A 19,365-nucleotide genomic window follows, 5' to 3' on the forward strand; every position below is an offset into this window, starting at 1 on the left:
CGGTTTGTCTTGTTTGAAAAAAATACCCCATTAAAAAAGTTTTATACCATAACCGCAACCGTACAACAGGTCAACCCCAATTCCGGTGTTAGCCGCAAAAATCCGTGTTCCGGAAAAACCCCTTGAGGCTTAAAAATAAAAGACATGCTTGATCCGCAGAAAAAAAATGATTTTCAGCAGGCCCTGATCAACTGGTATCAGAGAAATGGCAGGGATCTTCCCTGGCGCCGCACCAGCGATGCCTACCGTATCTGGGTCTCGGAGGTGATGCTGCAGCAGACGCGTGTGGACACAGCTATCGGCTATTACCTTCGTTTTTTGGAAAATTTTCCGGCAATTGAAGACCTGGCTGCAGCCCCGCTTCAGCAGGTGCTCAAGAGCTGGGAGGGCCTGGGATATTATGCCCGGGCCCGGAACCTGCACCGGGCCGCGGCCATTGTGGCAGCAGACTATCAGGGAAAGGTGCCGGATACTGTTGAGGCCTTTACAGCCCTGCCCGGGGTGGGGCCATACATTGGTGCAGCCGTGTTAAGCATTGCCTTTGGCCGGCCCCTTGCGGTGGCTGACGGCAATGTCAAGCGGGTGCTTGCCAGGGTTTTTGCCGATCCCGCCCCGGTCAATGTCCCGGCCGCCCATAAGACCTATCCGGCCATGGCCGCAGATCTGCTGGACTGCCGGCGGCCAGGTGCCTTTAACCAGGCGCTCATGGAGCTTGGGGCCCTGGTCTGCCGGCCGAAGACCGCTTTTTGCCGGAATTGTCCGGTATTCTCCCATTGCCTGGCATATGGCCGCAACGAGACGGATCTGTTTCCAGTGCGGCGCAAAACCCGGCCTGTGCCTTTGCACCGGCTGGTTGCGGTCGTGATTCAAAAGGGTCGGAAAGTTTTGATTGTCTGCCGGCCGGAAAACGGCCTTCTCGGCGGGCTCTGGGAATTTCCCGGCGGCCGCATCAGCGGGGGGGAGTCGGCAATTGATGCCTGCCACCGCATTGCCGGCCAGACAGTCAACCTTCGGGTGCAAAACGCATATGAATGGACCCGGGTTCGCCATGCCTACACCCATTTCCGGGTTGAAGCCCGGGTGGTGATCTGCGATTATGCTGCAGGGCGCATCCGGCCAAACGGGCCGGCTGATTTTCAATGGGCCGGAGTGGGGGTTTTGCAAAAGCGCCCTTTTACCGGCATGACGCGCAGGTTTCTGCCGGCCCTGATGGAAAAACGCCAGGCAGTTGAATCAATCACAGGTGCCCTGAGTTGAATATCCGGCAAATTTCCCTTCAGCAATGTTTTGAGCAGATCCAGTCCGGCGACGTCCTGGTATGTGTCAACCGCCGTCTGGCCAGAAGCCTTTCCGGGCAATACGCCCGCTTTTGCCAGGCCCGGGGGTGTCGGGCCTGGCAAAGTCCGGATATTCTGCCGTACACGGCCTGGCTGGCCCGGGTGTATGCAGATCTGGCAGAAGATTTGTGGCAGGAGCAGCCCGGTGATCTGCCGGTGCTTTTGCTGGACGAATTCCAGGAGCAGTTGATCTGGGAAAAAATCATCTCTGAGTCCGAAGCCGGGGCCGGGCTTCTCGATACCCGGGCAACCGCCCGGCGCGTGCAGGACGCCTGGGCCCTCTGCCGTGAGTGGAAGGTTGCCGTGGGTGCGGATCAACACTGGCAGGCCCCGGACCCTGCGGTTTTTGCCGCATGGGCCCAGAGGTTTGAGCAGTTGTGCAAAGACGCCGGGTTCATGGACCGGGCCGGGCTGGCTGGTTGCCTGGCAAAAGCGGCTGAAGCCGGGAGTTTCATAAATGTTTCCGGCCTGATTCTGGCCGGGTTTGACGAGATCGCCCCTGCGGACCGGGATCTGTTTGAGGCCCTCTTTCACCGAGGTGTCCGGGTGACGGCCCTGGCTGCTGCCCAAAAGCGGGCAGATGTCTGCCGGGCGGGATTTGAAGACGATGCCGCAGAAATGCGGGCTGCTGCAAAATGGGCCAGAGACCGGGTGGAGGGTGATCCGGAGGCCCGCATCGGGGTGGTCTGCATGAATCTGGCTGAAGAACGAAGCCGGGTGCTGCGTGTGTTTGAACAGGTGTTTTACCCGTCTGTGCCCGGTTTTGCCGATCCTGTGGAGCATCCGGTGTTCAACATTTCAGCGCCTCCCATGCTCGTGCAATATCCGGCGCCTGCAGCCGCGTGCGCAATCCTGGAGCTGGCCCAAAAGCAGAAAGCCGATGCAGCCGCCTGGAGCCGGCTTCTGCAAAGCCCGTTTCTGGACGGGGGCCAGAGTGAATATCATTTCCGGGCCGTGGTGGATGCGGCCCTTCGGGAACAGGGCGATTTTCTATTGTCTGTCTCCCGGGTGGCATTTCTGGCCCGCTCGCTGGCGGGCGCAGGAGATGCTCCTGTATTGAGTGATTTGCTGCAAGGTTTGCAGCACCAGGCCCGGGGCCTGCCCCAAAACAATGCCCCGGACCAGTGGGCAAAAATCTTTGTCCGAATCCTGGATGCCGCGGGCTGGCCGGGCCAGCGCAGCCTGACAAGTGCCGAGTATCAGTCCGTGGCTGCTTTCAGGCAGGCTTTGGAACGGTTTGCAAAGCTGTATCCGGCAGCCGGGAACCTGAGCTTTGCCCGGGCCCGGCAGATTTTTGTTTCCATGCTGCATCAGATCCCGTTTGCGCCTGAACAGCCCGAGGCGCCCGTGCAGATCCTGGGACTGCTGGAGGCTGCGGGCCAGGAGTTTGATCATCTGTGGGTCATGGGTATGCATCATGATGCCTGGCCGCCTTCGGCCCGGCCCAATGCCTTTATTCCGTCAGCAGTGTCCCGGGCCCTGGGCCTGCCCCATTGCAGCCCGGAACGGGAACTCATTTGGGCCCGGCAGATGACCGCCCGGCTGCTGGGCGGGGCAGACCGGGTGGTCTGCTCCTGGGGGCAGAGCGACGGGGGCAGCCCGCGCCTGCCAAGTCCTTTGATCGCCCATCTGCCCGAAGCCGGCCCCCGGGAGTTTGAATTTCTGAACAAGGCCGATACATGGATCAGCCTGGCGGCCCCGGCTCAAATGGAAAAACTTTCAGATGTCTCCGGCGCCCCGGTACCCCCGGGTGCCGGGGTCTCCGGGGGTACCGGGATTTTCAGATCCCAGGCCGCCTGCCCGTTTCAGGCCTATGCCCGGTACCGGCTGGGCGCGCGGGGCCTGGAGATGCCGGCGCCGGGGTTAAACGCCCGGGACCGGGGCAACCTGGTCCATTATGCCCTGGAGGGGCTGTGGCGCCGGGTCAGGGATTATCAGAGCCTGGCGGATATGGATGAACCCGGGCTGGCCGTCTGCATCCAGGAGGCCGTGGCCGGGGCGGTTGAAAAAATGGCCGCGCACATGCCCGAAACCTTTACCCCCGGGTTTTGCCGGGTGGAAACCGACCGGCTGGCCGGCCTGCTGGCCGAGTGGATCAACCAGGAAAAAAACAGGGCCCGGTTTGTTGTGGAAGCCCTGGAAAGCCGGATTCATGTGTCTGTGGGCAACATGGCCATCCGCACGTTTGCCGACCGCATTGACCGCCTGGAAGACGGCCGGCAAATCATCATTGATTACAAGACCGGCTCGCCCTCGGCCAGTGACTGGTTTACCGACCGCATTGCCGAGCCCCAGCTTCCCCTCTACAGCCTGGCCATCGGCGGTGAAAACCTGGCCGGGGTGCTTTTTGCCCGGGTAAAAAAGGCAAATTGCGCCTATCTGGGCATTGCCGCATCAGAGGGCCTTGTGGACGGCATCGGCTGTGTGGCAGACGACAACAAGCTGGCACCGGATGCCGGCAGCATGGCCGAAGTGATAAGCAGCTGGGAGCAGGGACTTGTTCAGCTGGCCAAAGAAATCGCCTCCGGCCATGCGCCCGTATCCCCGCAATCGGTGAACAAAACCTGCCGGTATTGCGATTTGCACGGCCTGTGCCGGATACTGGAGGCCGGCCGTGAAAATCCGGCCGGGGAAGGGGTGCAATGAACGATATTGCCGATAAACACCAGCGCCAGCGCGCCCTGGATCCGGAAACCGCCTTTATTGTCCAGGCCCCGGCGGGATCGGGCAAAACCGGACTGCTGATCCAGCGGTATCTGAAACTGCTTTGCCGGGTCAATCATCCCGAGGAAATCCTGGCCATCACCTTTACCCGCAAGGCCGCAGCCGAGATGCGCAACCGGGTGCTCGGGGCCATAGACGGGGCGCAAGCCGGCAGCCGGCCTGAAAAGGAGCACGAGGCCGTCACATGGGAGCTTGCCCGGGATGTGTGCCAGCGGGACGCGGATCTGAACTGGAAAATCCGGGAAGATCCTTCCAGGATGCGGATTATGACCATCGACGCCTTGTGCGCGGGCCTGACCCGCCAGATGCCGGTGCTCTCCGGATTCGGTGCGCCGGGCCGTATTGCAGAAGACCCGGCGGATCTCTATGCCCGGGCTGCCAGAAACACGGTGGCGGAACTGGAAGCAGCCGGACCCGAAGCTGCAGCCATGGAGACCCTGGTGCGCCACCTGGACAACCGGCTGGATCTGGTGGAAAATCTCGTGGCCCTGATGCTGCCCCGCCGGGAGCAGTGGATGCGCCATGTGGCCGATATCCGGGATGCAGACGGTCTGCGGCGGATGCTGGAGGCGGCCATGGCAGATGTGATCAAAAACACCCTGGAGCAGATCCGGGATCGGTTTCCGGTTTCCTGTATCATGGATCTGGCGGATTTGTGCGGGTTTGCCGGGCAAAACCTCGAACACGCGGACCCGGAGTCCCCTGTTTGCGCGGCCCGGGAGCTTTCCGGCCTGCCGGGTACGGACATCGGGGATCTGCCCCTTTGGCAGGGCATTGCGCATCTGCTTTTGACCAAAGACGGCCAGTGGCGCAAGACCGTAAACAGGAGCACCGGGTTTCCGGCCCCGTCCTCGGTGCGCGATTCCGGGCAAAAGGCATTTTTTGAAGCCAGGAAACGTCAGTTTAAAAACCTTGTGGCCGCCCTGGACACAGACCCTGAGCTGGCCGGAATCATAGACGGGTTTCGCCGCCTGCCGGCGGCCGGCTACACCGACGGCCAGTGGGCGCTTCTCCAGGCGCTGTTTGTGATTTTAAAGCGGGCGGCCGGACATTTGGCGGCCATTTTCCAACAAACCGGGCAGGTGGATTTCTCCGAAATCGCCATCCGGGCCAAGGCCGCCCTGGGCGATGCCCAGGAACCAACCGATCTTGCCCTGTCTCTGGATTACCGGATATCCCACATTCTCATGGACGAGTTCCAGGACACCTCCATCAGCCAGTTTGCCCTCATGCAGCAGCTCACCGCCGGGTGGGTCCCGGGAGACGGCAGAAGCTTTTTTGCCGTGGGCGATCCCATGCAGTCCATCTACGGATTCCGGGAGGCAGAGGTGGGCCTGTTTTTAACCGCCTGGGAGCAGGGACTCGATACCCATTTGCCCTTAGAGCCCCTGCTGCTGGAAACCAATTTCCGCTCCGGCCCCGGCATTGTCAGATGGGTCAATGCCGCATTTTCACAGGTGCTGCCGGAAACCGCTGATGCAGACTCCGGAGCCGTGCCCTACATGCCCGCCACTGCCGCGGCATCCGGGGGGCGGGAAGAGGCCGTGTTTGTCCATGCGGGTGTTTATGCAAAACAAAACAAGGACGACGTGAATGTCCAAGAGGCAAGAGATGTGGTTTGCTGCGTGCAGCAGGCCCTGGAGTGCGACAGTCGGGAAACGGTAGCCGTGCTGGTGCGCAGCCGGCCGCATCTGCAGGCCATTGTTCCGGAAATGCGGGCTGCGAAATTGCGCTTTTGTGCAGTGGAAATCGATGCCCTGGGCAACCGGCCGGTGATTCGGGATCTGGTGTCTTTGACCCGGGCAATAAACCATCCGGCAGACCGCATTGCCTGGCTGTCTGTGCTGCGGGCGCCCTGGTGCGGGCTGACGCTAAAGGACCTGCACGCCATTGCCGGCGATGATTTCAAAACCCCGGTCCCGGAATTGATCCATGATCCGGACCGACTGGCTGGTGTAAGCCATGACGGCCGCATGCGGTTGGAGCGCATCCGGCCGGTGCTGGATGCGGCAGTGGAGCGCAGGGCAAGACAGAGCCTGCGGCGGCGGGTGGAAGAGGCATGGATGGCCATGGGCGGTCCGGCTGCCGCAGATCCGGCTGATCTGGCGGACGTGGATGTTTATCTCGATTACGTGGAGGCCCGGGCCGGCGCAGAGCCCCTGGCGGATATGGACGCCTTTGAACAGGGGGTAATGGAGTTGTTTGCCCAGCCTGATCCGGGTGCGGACAGCCGGCTGCAGGTCATGACCATTCACAAGGCCAAGGGCCTGGAGTTTGACACGGTGATTCTGCCCGGGCTGCACAAGGCCCCGCGCGGCCAGGATCCGGCCCTTTTGCTCTGGCAGGAGCGCGCAGGGGCGCCATTTGAAAAGTCGCTCCTGATGGCCCCGATTTCCGGGGCCGGAGAGGATACGGACCCGACTTATCAGTATATCTGGCGCCTTGAGCAGGAAAGAAGAAACCATGAAGCCGGAAGGCTTTTGTATGTGGCCGCCACCCGGGCAAAAAAGCGGCTTCACATTTTTGGCGCAGCATTTTTGGACCGGCAGGGAAATCTCATGAAACCCGATTCCCGCTCCCTGCTGGCAGTGCTCTGGCCGGCTGTCTCAGAAGAATTTCAACAGGCCGCAGCCCGGAAAAAACCCTCTGGCGCAGATGCGCCGGCAAAAGACCAGGAAACTTCCCATCCCTGCATTTACAGGCTGGCCGCCCACTGGCACCCCCCTGCCCCGCCTGCGGACGTATCCGTGAAAGCCAGGGGGGAGTTCCCGGATTTGCAGATCCCGGAGGATTCAGGGATAGCCGATTCAGGAGACGAATCGCTTTTGCCGCGGTTTGACTGGGCCGGGATGACCGTGCGCCATGTGGGGTCTGTGGTGCACAGGTGGCTGAAAAAAATCTGCGAGCAGGGTCCGGAAAACTGGAGCGCTGCGAAAATTGCGGCAATCCGGCCGGTTTTGCAAAAACAGCTTGAATTTGAGGGCGTGGGGCAGGCAGAGATCAGCCATGCCGTGGCCCAGGTCGAAACCGCCCTGTCCAATGCCATTTCCCATGAAACCGGAAGATGGATTTTATCGGCCCATCATGGGGGCGCCTGTGAATACGGGGTCAGCGGTTTTTACGGCCGTGAGCTCATCCACGGCATCATTGACCGCACCTTTGTGGATGAAAATAATGTACGCCGGATCATTGACTATAAAACCGGCATTCACAGCGGCGGCGGCATCGGGGCCTTTCTGGACCGTGAACAGCAGCGCTATCAGGCTCAGATGGACAGGTATGCCGCCTTGATGCGCCAGATGGAGCCCGGCCGCATTGTGTGCCTGGGGCTGTATTTTCCCATGATCCCGGCCTGGCGCCATTGGTCGGATTTGCAGGAATAAAACAAACAAAGCAAGGAGGCCAAATGAAATCTTATCGCAAGGAATTGGTTTTTGACGTTCCCACCCGCCGCGCGTTTATCAATATCACACCCCGGGTGGAACAATGCCTGGCTGAAAGCGGGATTAAAGAGGGCATCGCGCTTGTCAATCCCATGCACATCACAGCCTCGGTATTTATCAATGACGACGAATCCGGACTGCACCAGGACTATGACGAGTGGCTGGAGCGGCTGGCTCCCCATGAGCCGGTGTCCCAGTACCGCCACAACGTGGGCGAGGACAATGCCGATGCCCACATGAAACGCCAGGTCATGGGCCGGGAAGCCGTGGTTGCCGTAACAGACGGGCGGCTGGATTTTGGTACCTGGGAGCGGATTTTTTACGGTGAGTTCGACGGCCGCCGCAAAAAACGGGTTCTGGTCAAAATCATCGGGGAATAACAAAAAGGCCGGATAATCAGGTTTATTTCAGCCTTGGGGCGATGAGCCGGTCCATGTGCACGGCCTGGTCGCGTTCGCTCCAGGCAAAATCGGCCAGAGAAGGGTGTTCGATCTCTCCGACTTCCCGGCGGATCTGCTCCACCTGGTTGATGTTGCTGATAAACACCGCCACCAGGTCCGGGTCAAGCTTGATCCCCTGTTCTGAGCGGATGATTTCCACGGCCACTTCCAGGGGATAGGGGTCCTTGTAGGGGCGCCTGGAGGTAAGGGCATCAAAAATATCGGCAATGCCCACGATGCGCCCGCTGATGGGAATTTCTTCCTTTTTCAGGCCCCTGGGATATCCGGATCCGTCCCATTTTTCGTGGTGGTTCAACGCGATTTCATGGGCGGTTTTGAGCACATCCGCTCTGGATTCGCCCAGGATGCTGGCGCCGATGGTGGTATGGGTCTTTATGGTTTCAAATTCCCCGGCGGTCAGCCGCCCGGGCTTGAGCAGGATCTGGTCGGGAATTCCGATTTTGCCGATGTCATGCATGGGAGAGGCGTACTGGATGAGTTTGACGGTTTCATCTGCAAGACCGATTTTTTCAGCCATCAGGGTGCAGTAGCGGCTCATGCGCACGATATGATCGCCGGTTTCCTCGTCCTTGTATTCCGCCGCACTGACCAGACGGTTGATCGTGTCCAGGTAGGCGTACTGGAGTTCCTCATGCGCCTCTTCCACCTCGATTAAGGCATTTTTGAGCTCAACAGAGTATTTTTCCAGTTTTTTAACGGAATTCTGGAGTTCCGTATTGATATGGTCCCGTTCCACGAGCAGATAGCGCATGCGCAGCACGCGCTTGAGCCGTATCATCAGTTCCTTGAAGCTGATGGGCTTTTGGATGAAATCGCTTGCCCCGGCCGTGACAATGGACTCGTAGTTGTAGTCTTCTGTGAATCCGGTCATGACCATAACATCGCTGTCATAAGCGGCCTTGATTTTTTTCAGCAGATCTACGCCGTTCATGCCCGGCATACGGATGTCAGTGAGCACAACATCGAAATGGTTTTCAGCCATAACCGAAAGGGCCTGCTCTCCGTTTGCGGCTGTGCGGCATGTGTAGCCGGCCTTGGACAGGGCCTGAAAAAGCATTTCCGTGATGGGCGTCTCATCATCGACCACCAGTACGGGAATCTCGGATGGTATTTTTACATTCTGAAGATTCATCAATGCATTGCTTTCCTGCTTTTTTGTCACTTTTGTTCTTTTACAGGTATTTGCCCCATGGAATCAAGGGTTTTCCGAATGACCCCGGCCATTTCCTGCCTGGAGATGGGCTTGAGCAAAACGGCCTGGATGTCATCTTCCAGGGTGGTTTCCCGCGTGATTTTTTCACTGTACCCGGAACACAGGATCACCGGGACATGACTGCGGATCTGCCGGATTTTCCGGGCCAGCTCAATGCCGCTGATCTGCGGCATGCTCTGGTCGGTGATGATCAGGTCAAATTGATCAGGGTTGGCTTTAAAGGCATTAAACGCCTCTGGGCTGTCAGAAAATGCAGTGACCTGGTAACCCAGTTTTTCCAGGGTCATTTGTTCGACTTCAAGAACCCCTTTTTCATCATCAACCAGCAAAATTCGTTCACTGCCTTCAGGCAGGCCAGTGTCGGGTTTCGGGTCGGGCTGCCGGTCCTGGCGGCTTTTGGCTGCTGGCAGGTAAACATGAAAGCGGCTTCCTTTCCCGGGTGTACTGTTTGTGATAATGATGCCCCCGGCGTTTTGAGCAATCCCGTAGCTCACTGACAGGCCCAGGCCGGTGCCTTTGTCCTGGGATTTGGTGGTAAAATATGGATCAAAAATCTTTTCCATCACCTCGGCGGACATGCCGCATCCCGTATCTGATACAGTGATGCGGATATAGGCGCCGGCATCAAGCTGGGCATGGAGTCCGGTGTTTTCAGCAGTGACCCGCACCCGCCTGAGCTTGATTTCAAGTTTTCCGGTTGGCTGGTTTTCCATGGCGTGATAGGCGTTGGTGCACAGGTTCATGATCACCTGGTGGAGCTGGGCCGGGTGAATGGTCACTTCGCCCGCATCCTGCTGGATGTCTGAGTGGATTTCAATGGATACGGGGATGGTGTTGCGAAGCAGTTTCAGGGTTTCCTTGATGATGGGCTCAACCCGCACAGGTTCCGGATCCTGCTCGGTGCTCTGGCGGCTGAAGGCCAGAATCTGGCGCACCAGCCCCTTGGCCCGGTCAGCAGCCTGGAGCACTTTTTCCAGATTTGCAGCCGCCGGAGTTTGCGAAGGGATGTCCTGGAGGGCGAGTTCCGTATATCCGATGATGGGAAACAGTACATTGTTGAAATCATGGGCAATACCTCCGGCCAGGGTGCCGATGGATTCCATTTTCTGAGCCTGCTGAAGCCGGGCTTCGAGCTGCCGGGTTTTCCTTCGGGCCTGGATGCGTTCTGAAATATCCCGGGTGATCCCCCGAAAACCCGCGGGTTTTCCTTTATTGTCGTAGAGCAGGGAGACCGAGGCTTCCAGGTGCAGGATGCTGCCGTCTTTTCTGCGGGCTTTCCAGTTAAATGCCTTGACCGGATTTCCGGTTCGGTAGACGTAGTTGAAGGTTTCAAATACGGACTGAACGTCTTCTTCGTCAATGAGCTTTTTGTAGCTCTGCCCCTTGAGCTCCTCCCATGTGTAATTGTGCATGCGGAGTATTGAACGGTTTAACAGCCGGTAATGACCGGCCAGGTCCACTTCGTAATAACCGTCTTCAATGGTGTTTAAAATGGTCCGGTATTTTTTTTCGCTTTTTTTCAGGGCTTTGCGCGTTTTGTGCTGTTCGGTGACGTTTCTGGCGATGCCGCGCACGCCGGCAACCCCGCCGCCGCTTTTGTGGATCAGGGTGCTGGTGTATTCCAGGATCAGGTCTTTTCCGTCCTTGTTGACCAGCCGCAGGTAGCCATGGTCCTTGCCGTTTTTGCGGACCCGTTGAAGATATTGGTCTACCTGGGGGAGATAGGGGGCGCGCACCAGGTTTCTGAGATTCATCTGCTTTAACTCGGTGGCTGAATAGTCTGAATCCCGTCTCACGGCGCTGTTGAATTCAGAAAAATTGCCGGAAAGATCGTGGAAGAACACATAATCATTTAGATGGTTAAGGATGTCTTCCATTGACTGCTGCTGCCGGATGGCTTTGTCTGCGGTCTTCCGCTGCCGGTTGATTTCGGCTTTCATTTTCCGGATTCTGCTTTGCTGGCGCAGCAGCAAAATCAGAAAGCAGGCCAGCACAAAGGTCAGCAAACCGGCCGCCGCCCCGACCCATCCGGCATAGCCGGTTTGACAGAGCCATGTCCCGGTTTGTTTGACAAAAGGGGCGGTTTCTGCTCTTGCGGATGCAGGCAGAAAACACGCAAGAAAACAGACCGGAAAAATCCGGCGGTCAATATACTTGATCATTGCGCGTGTCCGAATTGGCGGTTATGCAGGAATGCCTTTTGCTGTGCACAATTCGTTTAACATATTTTACGGGGGCTTAAAAGTGGAAAAAATCTATTTTTATTTTGAAATTTTGGGTGTTCCTTGATTTTGCCCAAAAGGCTCGCTATGTTGCCCTTGCATGCCGCAGGTGATCTGTTTTTCGCCGGTTTGCCCGGAAAAGGCGGCTTGCATGTTTTTTTTGGGATACAACTCAACCAGTCAATATTTGCCGTATGAGTACAAGTCAACAAATCCGGAAACAAATCGCCCGGCTTCGATCAAAGACGGACCGCGCCCTTCACTGCGACCGGCATGCCGTGGAGCGCGAAATCCGTGGTCTTGAAAAGGGCAATGCCGGCAAAAAAAAGCCCAAAGATCCGATAAACATTCTTCAGCGCGCAGAAAAGCGAATTGATGCCTCCATTGCCGTGCGAAAACAGCGTATGGACAATCTCCCGGAAATTTCAGCCAACCCGGATCTGCCTGTATGGGAAAAGCAGGATGAGATCACAGCAGCCATTGCCGCCCACCAGGTGGTGATCATCTCCGGGGAGACCGGATCGGGCAAAACCACCCAGCTGCCCAAGTTCTGCCTGCAGGCCGGCCGGGGTATTGACGGGCGCATCGGTTGCACCCAGCCCCGCCGCATTGCCGCGGTCACCGTGGCAGACCGCATCGCAGAGGAACTCGGCCAGCAGACCGGGGCCAGTGTGGGCTGCAAAATCCGGTTTTCCGACCGGGTCAGCAACCAGACCGTGATCAAGATGATGACAGACGGGGTTTTGCTCGCAGAAACGCAAGGGGACAAGTATTTAAACGAATATGACACCCTGATCGTGGACGAGGCCCATGAGCGAAGCCTCAACATTGATTTTCTCCTGGGACTGCTTAGGGGCCTGGTCCGCACCCGCCCGGATTTGAAGGTGATTGTCACATCTGCCACCATTGACACGGAAAAATTTTCAAAAGCCTTTGGAGATGCGCCCATCATCGAGGTCTCCGGCCGCATGTATCCGGTGGAGGTGCGCTGGTTGCCTCCGGAGGACGCCGGCGGCGAGGCAGGGGAATATTCTTACGTGGACGCGGCTGCTGCGGCCATGGACCGCATTGAACAGGAGTCGGCCTTTGGCGATGTCCTGATCTTCATGCCCACGGAACGCGATATCCGCGAGACATGCGAGATCCTTGAGGGCAGAAGATACAAAAACGCTGCGATCCTGCCCCTGTATGCCCGGCTTGCCGCAGTCGACCAGGTACGGGTATTTCAACCGGCCCGGGGAAGAAAAATCGTGGTGGCCACCAACGTGGCTGAAACCTCCATTACCATCCCGGGCATCAAGTACGTTATTGACACGGGCCTGGCCCGGGTCTCGCACTATCATCCCGGCACCCGCACCACCGCCCTTCCGGTTTCCCCGATATCGCAGAGCAGCGCAGACCAGCGCATGGGCAGATGCGGCCGGGTGCAAAACGGGGTCTGCATCCGGCTTTATTCCGAAGAGGACTATCTGTCCCGGCCTGTCTACACCCTGCCCGAGATCCTGCGGGCCAACCTGGCAGAGGTGATTTTACGCATGATTTCCCTGCGCCTGGGTGCGATCCGGGATTTTCCCTTTGTGGACGCCCCCCCGCAAAAACAGATCAGAGACGGATTTGATATCCTGGATGAACTCGGAGCTGTTGAAAAGCCGGCCAAGGGGAAAAAAGGGTCCGCCAAAATGCCCCGCCTGACCCAAAAGGGCCGGATCATGGCCAAAATGCCCCTGGATCCAAGGCTTTCGCGGATGCTTATCGAGGCGGACCAAAACCAATGTCTGGGCCCGGTCACGGTGGTGGCCGCAGCCCTTTCCGTGATCGATCCCAGGGAGCGGCCAGAGGGCAAGGAGACCAAGGCTGATCAGGTACGGGCGCCTTTTGTGGATCGGGCCTCGGATTTTATCACCCTCTACAACCTGTTTTGCGCCTGTACCCAAAACAGTGAAAACATCCGGCCCAGGGTCCGGGCCGGCGAGCTCAAGCGCTTTTGCCGGGATTATTTTCTTTCATTTAAACGCATGCGCGAATGGTTTGATGTTTATGACCAGATGGTGGACCTGCTGGCCGAATCCGGGCTCGAAATCCGCCCCCTGCCCGGTTCCGGGCCGGAAAACCAGGAAAAGGAAAAAAAGACGGCTGCCAAAAAGGGGAAACCGGATTTTTCCGATTTGTACACCGCGGTTCACAAGTCCGTGACCAGCGGGTTTTTGTCCAATATCGCCCGGCGCAGGGAAAAAAACCTTTACTGGGCCGCCCGGCAGCAGGAGGTGATGGTTTTTCCGGGCTCAGGGCTGTTTAACAGGGCCGGTGAATGGATCGTTGCCGCAGAGATCGTGGAAACCACCCGGAAATTTGCCAGAACCTGTGCCAATATCGATCCGGCCTGGCTCGAAGCCCTGGGCGGGACCAGGTGCAAATACACCCATCTCAACCCCAGGTGGGAGAAAAAACGCGAGGCTGTGGTGGCAGACGAGCAGGTCAGCCTCTACGGGCTCATCATTGTTTCGGCCAGGCCCGTGTTATACGGCAGAATCGATCCGGATGCGGCAGAAGAGATCTTTATCCGAAACGCCCTGATTGAAGGCGATGTGCAGACGGTTTTGCCCTTTATGACCCATAACTGGTCTTTGGCCGAGCAGATCCGGGACAGGGAAAACCGCATCCGCCGACGGGATCTGCTGGCCGGTGAGGCCGATATGATGGCGTTTTACAAAGATCGGCTTTCCGGGGTTTATGATATGCGCACCCTGAAAAAAAAGATTCGGGATGCGGGTTCGGACGATTTTTTAAAAATGTCTGAACAGGATCTTATGGCCGCTGATGCAGACACAGACGAGCTGGCCCTGTACCCGGATCAGATCCGGCTGGGAGGGCAGCGGTTTTTTTGTGAATATGCGTTTAATCCAGGCGGTGATGATGACGGGGTTACAATCCGGGTGCCGGCCTCGGCCGCCGGCCGGGTGCCCAAACAAAGCACGGACTGGGTGGTGCCGGGCCTGCTGGAGGAAAAAATCACCGCCCTTATCCGTAACCTGCCCAAAAAATGGCGCAGGCAACTGGTTCCGGTTTCTGAGACGGTTTCGCGGATCATGGGTGAGATGCCCATGTATCGCGATTCTCTTGCCGGCAGTCTGAGCCGGTTTATATATGATACATTTCATGTGGATATTCCGGCAAACGCATGGAGCGAGGATGCGCTGCCCGATCATCTCCGGCTCCGGTTTTCCCTGGTGGATCCGGAGGGAAAGGAGCTGGCCGCCGGCCGGGACAGATCTGTTTTGACCCGGGGTGCGGCAAAAGAGGGGCTTTGCGATGACCTGCAGGAGGAAAGGCAAAAATGGGAAAAACAGGGGCTCACGGACTGGGATCTGCCGGATCTGCCTGAAACCGTATCCGTGTCCGGGGCCGGCGGACAGGCATGGCCGGTGTATCCGGCCCTGGTGCCCGGGAAAAACGGGGCGGATTTGCGGCTGATAGACAACCGCAGTCAGGCCGAAGAAACCCATAAAAGCGGGGTGGCCTGCCTGTATGCCCATTATTTTGCCAAATCCTTCAAGCATTTGCGCCGCAGCATGAGCCTGCCGGCTTCGGCAAAAACCATGGCGGTGTATTTCGGGGGAGCTGACGCGGTGGCCGACCAGATGGTGCACAGGGTCCAAACCGAGCTGTTTGCCGTCAATATCCGGACCCGGGCGCAATTTTACGACCACGGGGAGAAAAATATCAACCGGATCATGGAAAGGGGCATGGAGATTCAAAAGGCCGTTCTCCGGGTGCTTGAGGCCCATCACAAAACCCGGCAGCAGGTCCACGGCTTTGAAACCCGGCATTTCAAGGCCGGCCCGGCCCCCGGGCTTCTGGAGCAGATCCGCACCCGGATCTCCCAACTGGTCCCGGAAAATTTCATTGAGCTCTATGATACAGAGACCATGGCCCATCTTCCAAGGTACCTGGAGGCTCTGGGCTTAAGGGCCGAGCGGGGGATCAATGATCCGGACAAGGAAAAGGCAAAGGCCGCGCGCCTGGATGCGTTCGAGGAGTTTCTCACCGAACTGATCCGGTCTTTGGATGAATCGGCATCCGCGGAAAAACGCCGACAGGTGGAAGCCTTTTTCTGGATGATCCAGGAATTTGCGGTATCTTTGTTTGCCCAGGAATTAAAAACCGCAGTCCCGGTCTCAGAAAAGCGGCTAAAGCAGATGTATCAGGAAATCAAGAGAATGACCTAGGAACTGACCCCGGCAGACGGGTCCCGGATCAGGTTCCGGTACCAGGCGGCTTGTTTCAATTTTCCCCGTTTTTCGCATCCCTGGGCATAAATCCGGCATTTTTCAGAAAGTGCGGCTGCAGCGGCCCGGTATTGTCCGGGGCTGAGCCGGCCAGAGGCCATGACATGGCAGATGGCGGCAATCCGGTAGCGGTCCAGCCCGGGCCGGGCCGACAGTTGATCAGCATGTCCGCCCTGCCTGACGATCAAGGGCGTGGGAATCAGACCCACGGGTTCGGTGCAGGTGATTTTGAGCCACAGATCATAGTCCTCGCATGCAGGCAGGGCTTCGTTAAATCCCCCGTGCTGCTCAAACAGGGATCTGTGCAGCATGACCGCAGAGGGGCTGATCAGGCAGAGCCAAAGGGATGGCTCAAAAATATGGCCTTGCTGCTTTTGATGACGCCGGCCCGGGTTCACGCGCTTTTTTTTGCGGATCCAGTATTCTTCTGTCTGGCAGATGCGCATCTGCGGATTTTCGTTAAACCATGCCATCTGCCGGGACAGTTTTTCGGAAAGCCAGTAGTCATCAGAGTCCAGAAACGCGATCCATTCGGCTGCCGCCGCGCGCACACCCCGGTTTCGCGCGGCACTCACCCCGGCGTTTTCCTGGTGAATGACACGGATGCGCTCCGTGTAGGCCGAAAGGATTCGGGCTGTGTCATCGGTTGAGCCGTCATCAACCACAATGAGCTCAAAGGGCGCATACTTTTGTGCCAGCACCGAGTCCACGGCATCGGCAATAAAGTCCTGCCGGTTGTGAACCGGGATGATCACTGAAACAAGGGGGTTTTGCCGCACATTGTCCATCATCGGGTGTAAACAATGCCTCCGTATCCCACAAAGGTGCTGCCGGGATTTTTTTCATAACTGGAGCCGTAGCCCACCAGGTGCCCGGCAGTGGCCCCAAGGCTTTTGGATGCGTCAATGGCCGCAGCCGCTGCTCCGGCACAGCAGGCGTTTTGATTGGAAAGGCCTTGTTCTATCACTGCCGGGCCGTCCATTTCCAGCATTTTGTCAATGACCCGGCGGTCGTTTTGGCTCTTTACCCATTGATAGGCATCCGGTCCTGTGCCGGCTGGGGTGAAGTTGAAATCGGGTCCGTAATGGGTCAGATCCGTTGATCCGATCACTTTTGCCGAAAGATTGAGCTCCGCGGCCTTTTCTGCCGCAAACCGGCCCAGTTCCAGGGCGGTTTGGGAAGGGGGGGCGCCAATTGTGACTATTCTGGAATCCGGGAAAAAATGTTTCACAAAGGGCAGCTGGAGTTCAATGGTGTTTTCCGGCACAAAATTGTCCGGTGTTTCAATGGCGCAGGAAAATTTTTCAGCCACGGCTTGTGCCAACTGCTCCTGGATTTCAATATCGCCCAGGGGTGTCTGCCATGCGCCCCGGGTCATCATAACGGGCCGGGTTCCGGGCGGCAGGTGCATGCCGAAAACGATGACCACGTCCGGGTCCGGTTCTGCCGTATCGCCCCGCACATGGGCGATGACCCGGCAGGCCAGGTCCCCGGAAAAAGCCCAGCCCGCATGGGGCACGATGCCGCCGGCAACGGCGCCGGAAATTTTTGCGGCAAAGCGGTTTTGTTCCAGAAACGACCGGATCATGCGCTTGCATTCATCAGGATTCCCGGGATACCAGGAACCGGCAAACGCGGGTTTTCGCTTACGCATAATGGCCCCACCTCCTTATAAGACTGATTTTTTCTCTCTGTGGATCAGGGTGCTTTGATTGTGTCTGTGTCTTGCCTGTATTCTGAAAATGGTTATGTTATCATTGAAATGCAACCCATGTAATAAATGATGGCACCGTAAAAAGTTCAATATCTGCGTTACGCGCGATTTCTCAGAATTTCACGTACTGATAATAAGTACGCTGCATTCTTCGAAATTGCGCAAGCCTTGATCTTGAACTTTTTACGGCGCCATCTGAAAATCGACTTTTTGCGATTGCGTCATAAATACAACCCAAAAAACAGAATCATGACACAGGAGTTTTCTGATGCCCATTTATGAATACCAGTGCAAGAAATGCAATTGCGTGTTTGAAACGCTTGTGCTGGGAAAAGACAACAAGGCGCCGGCATGTGACAATTGCGGCAGCCGCCAGGTGGTGCGGAAAATGAGTTTTGTCAACACTTCCGGCGGGAGCGCCAAAAACATCTCCGGTAAATGCAGCCCCAATCCTTCATCGGGATTTTCCTGAGCTTAATGCCGGACGGGCGGCCGGGGGCCGCCCTTATTGAAATTTGGAAATGGTTTTTTCAAACCCCGGCATGGCATCGGTGATGGTCTGATCGGTCACGCAGAAGCTGAGCCGGAAATAACCGGGCGCGCCGAATCCGCTGCCCGGAACCGCCAAAATGCGCTCCTGCTGCAAAGCGCCCACGAATTCCACATCATCTTTGACCGGGCTTTGGGGAAAAAGGTAAAATGCGCCCGCGGGCCGGACAAATCGGTATCCGAGCCGCTCCAGGCCGTCGCACAAAAGGTTGCGCTTGCGGTCGTATTCGGCAATATCCACGCTGGTTCCCTGCACCAGAGCAACCAGCCGCTGCATCAGGGCCGGGGCGTTGACAAAGCCCAGAATCCGGTTGGCCAGGGCCATGGCGGCAAGCAGTTCCTGTTTTCCGCCCGCTGCCGGGTTGACCGCCGCAAACCCGATGCGCTCGCCCGGAAGGGAAAGATCCTTGGAATAGGAAGTGGCCATGACACTGTCTGCATAACAGTCAAACACCCCGGGCACCTCGATGTTGTCATAGACGATCTTTCGGTAGGGTTCATCCGAGACCAGGTAGATGCGCCGGTTGAACTCCCGGCTTTTTTTCTCCAGGCACCGGCCCAGTTCCGCAAGGTTTTGGGCGGAATAAACCTGTCCGGTGGGGTTATTTGGGGAATTGATAACAACCGCCCGGGTCTTTGGGGTAATGGCGGCTTCAATGGCGGCCACGTCTATGGTGAAATCCGGCCGGGTGGGCACGGCCACGAGCCTTCCCCCGTGGTTGTCGGCATAAAAGCCGTATTCCACGAAATAGGGCGCCGGGGTGATGACCTCATCGTCGGGGTCCAGAATGGCCTTTAAGACAATGTTTAACCCCCCTGCAGCCCCGCAGGTCATGATGATTTCGTTTTCCGTGATCTCAATTCCCTGTTCTTGCCCCAGAAAATCGGCCACAGCCTTACGCACATGGGGGTACCCCGTGTTGGGCATATAGGCGTGCAGCCCTGGTGCGGGATCTGCGGCGACCTGCTCCAGATGGTCTCTGACCTCTTCCGGCGGCTCCATGTTGGGATTTCCCAGGGAGAAGTCAAACACGTTGTCTGCGCCGTGGATGGCCTTTAAGCGCGCACCCTCTTCAAACATTTTCCGTATCCAGGAGGATTTTTCAATAAAATCCCCCATCTTTCTGGCAATTGGCATAAGTCGTTCCGCTGTGATCCCTTCGGATTGTGTCAAGTATGGTCTTGCTACACCGATTCAACAGATTTGATCTCCGGCAGTTCCTTTTTCACCAGCCGCTCGATTCCGTTTTTCAGCGTCATCTGGCTCATGGGGCATCCGGCGCATGCGCCCTGCAGCCTGACCTTGACCACGCCGTCCTCCACATCCACCAGTTCCACGTCCCCGCCGTCTGCCTGCAATGAGGGGCGGATTTTATCAATCACTGCCTGTACTTGTTCTTTCATCTCTTGTCTCCT

General features: G+C 57.5%; 12 protein-coding genes. 6 read left to right on the forward strand and 6 right to left on the reverse strand.

The window, feature by feature from the left end:
- Positions 1 to 144 precede the first annotated feature (144 nt).
- The 4 genes from mutY to ACTCIA_RS06295 are packed head-to-tail and all read left to right on the forward strand — an operon-like array spanning position 145 to position 7,884.
- Positions 145 to 1,257 (forward strand): A/G-specific adenine glycosylase, encoded by a 1,113-nt coding sequence (mutY, locus tag ACTCIA_RS06280; RefSeq protein ID WP_463000949.1) that lies wholly within the window; start codon positions 145 to 147, stop codon positions 1,255 to 1,257.
- Positions 1,254 to 3,983 (forward strand): PD-(D/E)XK nuclease family protein, encoded by a 2,730-nt coding sequence (locus ACTCIA_RS06285; RefSeq protein ID WP_463000950.1) that lies wholly within the window; start codon positions 1,254 to 1,256, stop codon positions 3,981 to 3,983. Before mutY ends, ACTCIA_RS06285 begins: the two co-directional genes overlap by 4 nt.
- Positions 3,980 to 7,444 carry a UvrD-helicase domain-containing protein gene (locus ACTCIA_RS06290; RefSeq protein ID WP_463000951.1) on the forward strand — a complete coding sequence of 1,155 codons (3,465 nt, stop codon included), beginning with the start codon at positions 3,980 to 3,982 and terminating at the stop codon, positions 7,442 to 7,444. The genes ACTCIA_RS06285 and ACTCIA_RS06290 overlap by 4 nt, the downstream gene beginning before the upstream one ends.
- A 23-nt stretch (positions 7,445 to 7,467) precedes the next feature.
- Entirely contained in the window at positions 7,468 to 7,884 is a 417-nt protein-coding gene (locus tag ACTCIA_RS06295; RefSeq protein WP_463000952.1) for a secondary thiamine-phosphate synthase enzyme YjbQ, read from the forward strand.
- A gap of 22 nt (positions 7,885 to 7,906) precedes the next feature.
- Here the strand turns inward: ACTCIA_RS06295 and ACTCIA_RS06300 are convergent, their stop codons facing one another.
- On the reverse strand, positions 7,907 to 9,097 hold the full coding sequence (locus ACTCIA_RS06300; RefSeq protein ID WP_463000953.1) for an HD-GYP domain-containing protein: 1,191 nt from the start codon (positions 9,095 to 9,097) through the stop codon (positions 7,907 to 7,909).
- A gap of 26 nt (positions 9,098 to 9,123) precedes the next feature.
- Positions 9,124 to 11,340 carry a hybrid sensor histidine kinase/response regulator gene (locus ACTCIA_RS06305; protein WP_463000954.1) on the reverse strand — a complete coding sequence of 739 codons (2,217 nt, stop codon included), beginning with the start codon at positions 11,338 to 11,340 and terminating at the stop codon, positions 9,124 to 9,126.
- Between the two features lie 254 nt (positions 11,341 to 11,594).
- Between ACTCIA_RS06305 and hrpA the strand changes: the two genes are divergently transcribed.
- Positions 11,595 to 15,626 (forward strand): ATP-dependent RNA helicase HrpA, encoded by a 4,032-nt coding sequence (gene hrpA / locus ACTCIA_RS06310; RefSeq protein ID WP_463000955.1) that lies wholly within the window; start codon positions 11,595 to 11,597, stop codon positions 15,624 to 15,626.
- On the opposite strand, the gene ACTCIA_RS06315 is transcribed toward hrpA, so the two are convergent.
- Positions 15,623 to 16,477: a glycosyltransferase family 2 protein gene (locus tag ACTCIA_RS06315; protein WP_463000956.1), complete on the reverse strand. Its 855-nt coding sequence runs from the start codon at positions 16,475 to 16,477 to the stop codon at positions 15,623 to 15,625. The two genes, hrpA and ACTCIA_RS06315, sit on opposite strands and share 4 nt — an antisense overlap.
- Positions 16,474 to 17,340 (reverse strand): AmmeMemoRadiSam system protein B, encoded by an 867-nt coding sequence (gene amrB / locus ACTCIA_RS06320; RefSeq protein ID WP_463000957.1) that lies wholly within the window; start codon positions 17,338 to 17,340, stop codon positions 16,474 to 16,476. Before amrB ends, ACTCIA_RS06315 begins: the two co-directional genes overlap by 4 nt.
- 328 nt (positions 17,341 to 17,668) lie before the next feature.
- Here amrB and ACTCIA_RS06325 point away from each other — a divergent pair, with 328 nt between their 5' ends.
- The gene (locus ACTCIA_RS06325) at positions 17,669 to 17,872 is read left to right on the forward strand and encodes an FmdB family zinc ribbon protein (protein WP_463000958.1); all 204 of its coding nucleotides are present in this window, start codon (positions 17,669 to 17,671) and stop codon (positions 17,870 to 17,872) included.
- Between the two features lie 33 nt (positions 17,873 to 17,905).
- Here the strand turns inward: ACTCIA_RS06325 and ACTCIA_RS06330 are convergent, their stop codons facing one another.
- On the reverse strand, positions 17,906 to 19,087 hold the full coding sequence (locus tag ACTCIA_RS06330; protein WP_463000959.1) for a pyridoxal phosphate-dependent aminotransferase: 1,182 nt from the start codon (positions 19,085 to 19,087) through the stop codon (positions 17,906 to 17,908).
- Positions 19,088 to 19,134: 47 nt separating this feature from the next.
- Complete coding sequence (locus ACTCIA_RS06335; protein WP_463000960.1) at positions 19,135 to 19,353, reverse strand: NifU family protein; 219 nt, start codon at positions 19,351 to 19,353, stop codon at positions 19,135 to 19,137.
- Positions 19,354 to 19,365 lie beyond the last annotated feature (12 nt).

This window comes from Desulfosalsimonas sp. (assembly GCF_055149105.1).

Coding starts and splice junctions, on each gene's coding strand:
- mutY (WP_463000949.1), top strand. CDS start 145: ATGCTTGATCCGCAGAAAAAAAATGATTTTCAGCAGGCCCTGATCAAC.
- ACTCIA_RS06290 (WP_463000951.1), top strand. CDS start 3,980: ATGAACGATATTGCCGATAAACACCAGCGCCAGCGCGCCCTGGATCCG.
- ACTCIA_RS06295 (WP_463000952.1), top strand. CDS start 7,468: ATGAAATCTTATCGCAAGGAATTGGTTTTTGACGTTCCCACCCGCCGC.
- ACTCIA_RS06300 (WP_463000953.1), bottom strand. CDS start 9,097: ATGAATCTTCAGAATGTAAAAATACCATCCGAGATTCCCGTACTGGTG.
- ACTCIA_RS06305 (WP_463000954.1), bottom strand. CDS start 11,340: ATGATCAAGTATATTGACCGCCGGATTTTTCCGGTCTGTTTTCTTGCG.
- hrpA (WP_463000955.1), top strand. CDS start 11,595: ATGAGTACAAGTCAACAAATCCGGAAACAAATCGCCCGGCTTCGATCA.
- ACTCIA_RS06315 (WP_463000956.1), bottom strand. CDS start 16,477: ATGATGGACAATGTGCGGCAAAACCCCCTTGTTTCAGTGATCATCCCG.
- amrB (WP_463000957.1), bottom strand. CDS start 17,340: ATGCGTAAGCGAAAACCCGCGTTTGCCGGTTCCTGGTATCCCGGGAAT.
- ACTCIA_RS06325 (WP_463000958.1), top strand. CDS start 17,669: ATGCCCATTTATGAATACCAGTGCAAGAAATGCAATTGCGTGTTTGAA.
- ACTCIA_RS06330 (WP_463000959.1), bottom strand. CDS start 19,087: ATGCCAATTGCCAGAAAGATGGGGGATTTTATTGAAAAATCCTCCTGG.
- ACTCIA_RS06335 (WP_463000960.1), bottom strand. CDS start 19,353: ATGAAAGAACAAGTACAGGCAGTGATTGATAAAATCCGCCCCTCATTG.